1 protein-coding gene is annotated in these 605 nt (G+C 39.0%); it reads left to right on the forward strand.

Annotated features, from left to right (window positions below; translation table 11 throughout):
• Positions 1–554: terminase TerL endonuclease subunit (locus C7B89_RS22860; protein WP_244205770.1), on the forward strand; the 554-nt coding region annotated here is incomplete at its 5' end.
• Between the last annotated feature and the right edge of the window lie 51 nt (positions 555–605).

A 605-nucleotide genomic window follows, 5' to 3' on the forward strand; every position in this document is an offset into this window, starting at 1 on the left:
TATACGGTCACTATAAAGGCGTAGACATTACAATTACACACGCATGGTTTCCAATAGTTGCCGCAACAGCAAAAGCAGAGGATGACGGAATACCGTTGTTTGGATGGAAGGATGACGGATGGTTGACGATGTGTAATACACCAACCGTCAACTATGCAGACATTATTAAATGGTTTGAAACGATGAAGAAGAAAGGCTTTAAAATTAAGAAGGTTGGCTTTGACCGTAAATTTGGTCGTGAATTTTTCTTAGGGATGAAAAAGAAAGGGTTTAATATAGTCGATCAACCACAATATTTTTATAAAAAATCAGAAGGTTTCCGTAGGCTTGAAAAACAAGCGAAAGACGGAAACCTTTACTATTTACACTCACAAGCATTTGAGTATTGTGTGCAAAATGTAGCCGCAATAGAAAAGACTGACGACATGATCCAGTACGAGAAAGTAATGAATGAGCAACGTATCGACATTTTTGATGCGGCTGTATTCGGTGCAGTACAAATGCTAGAGGATATGGAGAAGTCGTCAAGTGCAGGACAATGGCTTGGCAGTTAAAAGGGAGGTGAATCAGAATTGAGATTATTCGGTAAGAAGAAACAAAGGTCT

Source organism: Lysinibacillus capsici (genome assembly GCF_003367505.1).
GTDB lineage: Bacteria > Bacillota > Bacilli > Bacillales_A > Planococcaceae > Lysinibacillus > Lysinibacillus capsici.